The 7,420-nt window shown below is 45.6% G+C and carries 4 protein-coding genes and 1 tRNA gene; 1 reads left to right on the top strand and 4 read right to left on the bottom strand.

From position 1 onward, the window contains the following. Positions 1 to 231: 231 nt before the first annotated feature. The 4 genes from purB to MJ770_RS12190 all read right to left on the bottom strand — a co-directional run bounded on the left by purB (position 232) and on the right by MJ770_RS12190 (position 4,500). Positions 232 to 1,602 (bottom strand): adenylosuccinate lyase, encoded by a 1,371-nt coding sequence (purB, locus tag MJ770_RS12205; RefSeq protein ID WP_239254726.1) that lies wholly within the window; start codon positions 1,600 to 1,602, stop codon positions 232 to 234. Positions 1,603 to 1,818: 216 nt separating this feature from the next. Then, the gene (locus MJ770_RS12200) at positions 1,819 to 2,196 is read right to left on the bottom strand and encodes a hypothetical protein (protein WP_239254724.1); all 378 of its coding nucleotides are present in this window, start codon (positions 2,194 to 2,196) and stop codon (positions 1,819 to 1,821) included. Positions 2,197 to 2,599: 403 nt separating this feature from the next. Next, positions 2,600 to 3,673 carry a tRNA 2-thiouridine(34) synthase MnmA gene (gene mnmA, locus MJ770_RS12195; protein WP_239254722.1) on the bottom strand — a complete coding sequence of 358 codons (1,074 nt, stop codon included), beginning with the start codon at positions 3,671 to 3,673 and terminating at the stop codon, positions 2,600 to 2,602. Positions 3,674 to 4,413: 740 nt separating this feature from the next. Next, positions 4,414 to 4,500, bottom strand: a tRNA-Leu gene (locus tag MJ770_RS12190). 536 nt (positions 4,501 to 5,036) lie between these two features. Between MJ770_RS12190 and MJ770_RS12185 the strand changes: the two genes are divergently transcribed. Beyond that, a complete protein-coding gene (locus tag MJ770_RS12185) occupies positions 5,037 to 7,007 on the top strand; it encodes a monovalent cation:proton antiporter family protein (RefSeq protein WP_239254709.1) in 1,971 nt (656 codons plus the stop codon). Positions 7,008 to 7,420 lie beyond the last annotated feature (413 nt).

Here is a 7,420-nt window from a genome sequence, read left to right as displayed (position 1 = left end):
TAGCGAGAGGGTTTTTTATTTTATGAAACCATAGATGAAATTATTTAAAATAAACCCGGATAATCCATTAGGCAATTTAACCAGCCTCCCCCATTGAAAAAGGGGGATTGAGGGGGATTTTTGTGTTCCTGCAATGCTCAACCCCCCCCTAGCCCCCCTTTTTCAAATGGGGGAATGCGAAGTCATCGCACGAATCAGGTCTAATGGATTATCTGGGATAAACTACCTGAGTTAGATGCGTTTCGCTAATTCGCTGGCCTTACCTGTATAAGAGGCTGGCGTGAGCTTATATAAGCGTTGCTTTTCTACTTCCGGAATGTCTAGCAGTAGGATGAAAGCATGCAGGCTGTCGCGGTTGATGCCGCCTTGGCCGCGTGTTAGTTCTTTAAGTTTGTCATAGGCATTCTCTATACTGTAGCGCCTCATTACTGTCTGGATCGGTTCTGCCAGTACTTCCCAGCTATTATTTAAATCGTCCTCCATGCGTTGCGAGTTGGCTTCCAGTTTATTCAGTCCCTTTAGGCAAGACTCATATGCCAGTAGCGTGTAGCCAAGCATCACGCCCATGTTGCGAAGCGTGGTGGAATCGGTCAAATCACGCTGCCAGCGTGAGATCGGTAGTTTCTCTGAAAGATGGCGTAGTAAGGCATTTGCTAAACCTAGGTTACCTTCTGAATTTTCAAAATCAATTGGATTGATCTTATGTGGCATAGTGGAGGATCCGACCTCGCCTGCTACCATTTTTTGTTTGAAGTAGCCCAGTGAAATATAGCCCCAAAGATCACGGTTGAGATCAATCAGGATAGAGTTTGTACGCGCGTAGGCATCGAATAATTCGGCCATGTAATCGTGCGGCTCGATTTGAATGGTATATGGGTTGAAAGTGATTCCACGTGCCATGACAAAGCGTTGTGCGAAAGCTTCCCAATCCATTTCAGGGTATGCCGTTAGATGAGAGTTGTAATTACCGACAGCACCATTGATTTTTCCTAGTATTTCTACATTGGCCAAGCGTGTACGTGCACGTTGTAGACGATGTACTACATTGGCAATTTCCTTACCGAGTGTGCTCGGCGTTGCAGTTTGTCCATGAGTGCGGCATAACATAGGAATATCTGCTAGTTGATGAGCAAAGTCGCGTAAGCATTTGATAAGCTTGTCTAGAGTGGGCAGCATAACTTCATTGCGACCATTCATTAACATTAGTGCGTGGCTTAGATTGTTAATATCTTCCGAAGTGCAAGCGAAGTGGATAAATTCTAGTTTGTTACTTGTTTCCGGGTTGTCAGAGAGTTTTTCACGCAACCAGTATTCGATCGCTTTCACATCATGGTTTGTACGCTTTTCTATAGTTTTGATTTGTTCAGCATCAGCTTCACTAAATTGTGCGATCAGCTTATCGAAATATGCAAGAGTTGCGGTGGAGAAAGGTTTGACTTCAGGAATACCCGCTTCCAAGCTAAGCGCTTTTAGCCATTCGATTTCTATCAGAACCCGATAGCGAATCAGGCCAAACTCGCTGTAATAAGTACGCAAGGAATTTATGCGGCTATGGTAGCGGCCATCCAAAGGAGAGAGCGCGGTGATTGTGGATAGTGTCATAGAGATAATCCTTGGAATGAAAATAGCAGAATTTTTCGTGAAATGTAATAGGTGAAGCATACCAGCATAATGTTTCACGTTAACTAGAAGTTAACTGATTATCGGTGTAAATAATTTTCCTGCAGGTTATCCGAGCACTGGTATGCAGTGGTCAAGTAGTTACGGACACCTCGATAGGTTGTTTTGCTGCGAACTGTACTTTGTAAACAGTTGGTGCTACATTTCCCAAAACGGCGTGCTGTCGTGTGCAGTTATAGAATCCCACAATGTATTCCGTCGCTTCATTAGTGGGCCCACCCGGTTTGGATATTCCCGTTGCCACACCCGCTCCATCTTCAAACTCATGAAGAAACGTTCCATCACTGCATTATCCCCACCTTCCCCTTTGCGGCTCATGCTGTATATGATGCCATGAAGTATTAGCAAGGTCTGTTTTCGTGGCTGTCGTACTGATCCTTGATCTGATGCAATATCAACCCAACCGCTGTTTGCCGCTGTCCAATCGCCATCTGCAATGCCTGATAGACTAAGGTTGCTAGCATCGTGGGACTCATCGCCCAGCCCAATGGTCTTGCGTGTATACGAGTCCTTCACCGTTACCAAATACAATCAACCTATTTTGGTGCGAATTTAAGCGATATCTTGAAGTCCAAGCCTGATTCGACTCCGAAGGACTAAACTGAGGATTTAGTAAGTGTTTGACACGGATAAATCGTGTTTGCTGCCGGAGGTGTTCACAAACTTCTTCTTCCAAACCGGATTTAAATCCACTTCGCATATTAAGCGATGCACTAGGCGGTGCATGCATTGCGGACAAATACGGTTCCAGAAATGTAGTTAATCAGCAACAAAAGGCTAAAACAAATCTGGGGGAGCGCCATTCCGCTGAATGTGAAGAGCTACCTTCTTAAAATTCTAAGCATAATTGTCTTGACGGAGGGATTCAAGTTAGTGAATTGAGGCTTTAAAGAAAAGATGTTTGGATTGTCCTTCATCGTTACAGATTATTTGCAATGATGCCGCCACCTAGACAAATTTCGCCATCGTAAATTACCACCGATTGGCCTGGCGTTACAGCCCGTTGTGCTTCGCTAAACTCAAAGCAGCCAAGGGTTTCAGATAGCGCGTTGAAGTGACAACTTACATCGGCTTGGCGATAGCGGATCTTAGCTGTGTAGTCGCGCGTAATATCAGGCATATGGTTTTCGATCCAGTGCAGTTCTGTTGCCTCCAGAGATGTGGTCAGCAAAGCTGGATGATCGTGCCCTTGAACTACAATCAGGTGATTATTTGCAATGCATTTGTTTGCCACGAACCAAGGCAGGCCCTGCCCGCCAATGCCTAAGCCTTGACGCTGGCCAATGGTATAGAACGACAAGCCCATATGTTCCCCGACGATTTGACCATCGAGCGTGCAAATTGGTCCAGGTTGGACTGGCAGGTAGCGGTTAAGAAATTCGCGGAATGGCCGCTCGCCAATAAAGCAAATTCCAGTACTATCTTTTTTGGCGTAGTTGGATAAATTGTGTTGGCGTGCAATTTCTCGCACCTGCGATTTCAGTATCATCCCAAGCGGGAACATCGCTTTGGACAATTGAGCCTGGGTCAAGCGATATAAAAAATAACTTTGATCCTTGCTACTGTCTATTGCCTTGAGTAAGTGATAGTGGCCGTCCACCTCGCGTATTTGCGCATAATGCCCTGTGGCAATGGAGTCCGCACCGATACTGATAGCGTGTTCCAAAAAAGCCTTAAACTTTATTTCTGAATTGCACAGGATGTCTGGATTGGGGGTGCGACCAGCCGCGTATTCGTGCAAAAAATGGCTAAATACGCGATCCTTGTATTCCTTAGCGAAATTAACCGTTTCGATGGGGATACCTATTGTGTCGGCAATAGAGACTGCGTCAATCAGGTCTTGGCGAGAGGAACAGAATTCGTCACTATCGTCATCTTCCCAGTTTTTCATATACAGGCCAATGACGTTATAGCCCTGCTGTTTTAGCAGTAGCGCGGTAACGGCGGAATCTACTCCGCCGGAGATGCCGACGACAATACAACCTTTAGACATAAAGAATCAGACGATCCAGAGTGTAACGTTGGCCACGAAGACAATTCTCTTCGTAGCTTAGTAATAGTGAGCTACGGTGGCGAATGCAGTTGGCATGGATTTCTTCCGCTGTCATTCTAGATTGTACGAATTAAGTCTGCGTTCAGTGAAAGCGGCGCGCAGAGTTATGGCGACGTGCACTAACGCATACCAATGGAAAGTGCCCACTAGATACAGGGGTTTAAATCTGCGAGCTGATTCTTCCGGTATGTTACGGATTGCTGTATCTAGCAGAGTAGCATTGGGTTCCAGATGATAAGCAGATTGGTTGAACAACAGGGTATGTTCCTTGATTTAGAAGAAATATGCAGTCTCAACTCTATAACGGATAGATGGCATAACATTAATTTAGAAAATTTTATATGCCGATCTTCAAGATAGTGTGTTTTAACTGGAATGCTGGGTGGAATAATAATCGCAGTATTGCCTACGCAAGTTTCAAACTTACACAGCTAATTGGCCGTGCGAGCAGTTTGTGAGCTTTTTGTTGTCAGCTTCATAGGCTGTTTTAGCAGGGGCAGCTGTGTCAGTGGTACAGCATAGAAGAAGCAATAGCAAATACAGAAGCGATCAATGTGGACAACCGTTGCATGTAAATTCCAGCATTAAGATTTAGTGTATTTTGTTAACATTACTTAATGCCAACACCATTAATACTTGGATTATTCTTTGGATGAATAGTTTGATAATTAATTTAAATATGGTGCCGGGAGAGGGACTCGAACCCTCACACTGTTACCAGCACCGGATTTTGAGTCCGGCGCGTCTACCAATTCCGCCATCCCGGCATGTTAAGTTTGAGATTATCCATGAAACAGGAGCCTTCATCAAGCATAAGCGTTGTTCAACAGAATTTGGGCGTGACGACTATGTCCACCCACTCGGTTTGTTTGTTACTGTTGTTACTTAACAGATCAATAGCGAGATGTTGGAAAGCTCCACCTTATATTTCTTGTCTGGTAATATTGTAAATCTGAAAACAGTGAGATATTGATCAAGGCATTTATTTTCAATAGCATAGATGATCTGATCAGTTATTTCCAAATGGAACAAAGCGTGTCGATGTTCATTTTCTGCGAGCAATTCCTAAGATGGTTAATTGAAGCTAGTTAACAAAAGCGGAGTTTCGATTGATTATGCTGCTAACTGATTTAAATTACACAATATCGCTGCGTGGAAGCGGCGAATGACACGTAGTCAAGTTGCTTCTATTTCCGCTGTCGGCCATATTTAAAGATCTCGATGTGCTCGATTGCTTCCATTCTTACCTGCGTTCGGGTGCGTTAGAGTCGATGATTAACCAGCTCACTTATTTGATACGCACATGACCGATTCGCTACAGCTCGTCCTAATTTTGCTTGCCGTTGCTGTAGGTGTGGTGGTGGTATGCCGTGTGTTGCAATTGCCTGTAGTGTTGGGCTATTTGACCGTGGGTATTTTGATCGGTCCGCATGCGCTTGGCTGGATACCAGATACGCCAAGCACGCGCCATCTGGCGGAATTTGGCTTGGTATTTCTAATGTTCAGCATCGGCCTTGAATTCAGCCTTGCGCGTCTCCACAAAATGAAACGTACGGTATTTGGCCTGGGTGGCGCGCAGGTGATGATAACTCTTTTGTTGATTACGGCAGCTGGCTGGCTGGCTGGATTTGATTGGCGTGCAAGCTTAGCTATTGGCTGCGTGCTCGCGATGTCATCCACCGCTATTGTAAGCAAGATGCTTGTCGAACGCGCTGCTATGAATACACCACATGGTCAACAGATCATCGGTGTGTTGCTATTTCAGGATTTGGCTGTAGTGCCGTTTCTTATAATCATTCCAGCTTTGGCGAGTCCACCAGGCGACCTGCCTTTCACACTCTCCCTCGCACTGCTTAAAGCTGCAATAGTCCTAGCTGTGCTGCTGTTTTTCGGACAGCGTGTGATGCGATCTTGGTTTCATGTAGTGGCGCGGCAAAAATCTTCCGAGCTGTTTATGCTCAACGTGCTTCTTATCACGCTAGGACTTGCCTATTTTACTGAATTTGTTGGGTTATCGTTGGCGCTAGGGGCATTTGTAGCCGGTATTTTAATTGCTGAAACTGAATACCGCTATCAAGTTGAAGATGACATAAAACCGTTCCGCGATGTACTAATGGGTCTATTTTTTGTTACCGTGGGCATGATGCTGGATCTCGGTGAAATGTTTGTCAATATTGGCTGGGTACTTCTGTTGTTACTGTGCTTAATTCTGATTAAATTTACTGTGGTGGCATTATTGGCACGTAGTTTTTCCGGTGATTGGGGAGTGGCGATTCGTAGTAGTCTGGGTTTGGCGCAAGCTGGTGAATTCGGCTTCGTGCTATTAACCTTGGCAAGCGGGGTAAATCTACTATCTCCCGCTGCAGTGCAAATTATCTTGAATACTATGCTCCTCTCTATGCTGGCTGCGCCTTTTCTAATTCAGTATACCGAAGCTATTGTGCGGCGCATTGCGCCCTCAGAATGGATGAACCGCGCCATGCAGATACATCAAATAGCGGTTCAAAGCATCTCCGTCGATACGAATATCATTATTTGCGGTTACGGGAGAAGTGGGCAGTCGTTGGCACGCTTTATGAAGCAGGAAAATGTTCAATTCATTGTGCTCGATCTCGACTCGCGCAGAGTACACGAGGCGGCTGCAGCGGGCGAAAACGTGGTGTATGGTGATGCCGCCAAGCGAGAAGTGCTTTTGGCGGCCGGGTTAATGCGCGCTAAAACTCTAGTTGTTACTTACAACGATACTCATTCTGCGCTAAAAATTTTACACTTGGTTAATGAACTGCGGCCCGATTTGCCAGTGGTGGTTCGAAGTGCCGACGAGACCCATATCGAGGCACTAAAACAGGCTGGAGCATCCGAAGTTGTAGCAGATGTACTTGAAGGCAGTGTGATGCTGGCGTCGCAAGCACTGCTTATGTCTGGCGTACCACTTAACCGTGTTGTCCGCCGTCTTCAGGAAAACAGGGCGCGCCGCTATAGCATGTTCAGTACTTACTTTCGAACTGCTGCGAATGTGGCGGGTGAAGACATGGAAAACATACAGCCGCGTTTTCATAGTGTGTTGCTGGGAGAGTGCGATGCCGCCGTGGGTAAGACGCTTGATGAAATAAATCTGGCCGAATTATCTGTAGAAGTAAATGCGGTACGCCGCCACAACGTGCGAGGCAATGAGCCAGTGGGCGATATGATAATCAAATCTGGTGACGTACTAGTACTGCTCGGTCAGCCGAAGCATTTGGAAGCGGCGAAAAAGCATTTGCGCGAGGGATGATAAAAAGGTGATGTCCTAATCACCTGTTGGAACGGCGTGCTTTCAAAAAGATTCGATAAAGCAGGTTGTTGGCGTGATATATCGGCCGAAATGACAAATCAATCTTCGCCAGTCCGGATTGCTTTTCAAATACCGCGTTGTAACATCATGAAATTTCACTATCCATTATTTGAGTTGGTTGTGTAGGTGGTGATGTTTTGAATGCGATTAATGATGATGCTTAATTTCCTGCTGGCTTTGGGAGGCATTATTTAGGAGTTCCATGCCGCTTCTGCCATGCGTGTTGCCAGGCCAATTGGGTTATCAAGATACTTTTAGCATGTGCATTTGGCATTGACGCGCTACAAATAGGTCAACACGATGCTGCCATTGCATGTGGTGTTCTTAGTGTTTACGTACCTGGTCGCCGTTTG

The organism is Candidatus Nitrotoga sp. M5 (assembly GCF_927904885.1).
In the GTDB taxonomy this organism is placed as follows: Bacteria; Pseudomonadota; Gammaproteobacteria; order Burkholderiales; family Gallionellaceae; genus Nitrotoga.
This window is presented reverse-complemented; position numbering and strand designations above follow the sequence as displayed.